The sequence below is a fragment of the Oleiphilus sp. HI0117 genome (assembly GCF_001635235.1).
Map to the genome: position 1 here is coordinate 1 of NZ_LWGA01000399.1, position 331 is coordinate 331.

At 45.0% G+C, this 331-nt stretch carries 1 protein-coding gene; it reads left to right on the forward strand.

Annotation, left to right across the window (positions count from 1 at the left end; translation table 11 throughout):
• Positions 1 to 18: 18 nt before the first annotated feature.
• On the forward strand, positions 19 to 331 hold a 313-nt coding region (locus A3757_RS04705), incomplete at its 3' end, for a hypothetical protein (protein WP_197469779.1).

Genomic DNA, 331 nt, shown 5'->3' on the forward strand with positions numbered 1-331 from the left:
GGACAGCTTAACTTATCAATGCCTAACCTAAAGGCAGAGCTAAGTGTAGATGCCATTAGGTATAGTAATAACGCGTTAAATCACGGGGTAACTAATGATGTTACGTCGGGCGCGCCTTTAGCAAGTTACGGTAGCTTGTGGATTAATATGGATGTTAATTCTGATTTGTTAATTGCCGCGGGCGGCGCTGATGGTCTTACAGGAATGACGATCAATTCATCGAACCAGTTTAATCGCTTGGATGTAGCGTGGGGTGATGATACTGACTGGGCAGATACAGGTTACTGGGTAGGTGCTTTGGGTATTACCGGGTCAACAGATTTGGTCAACA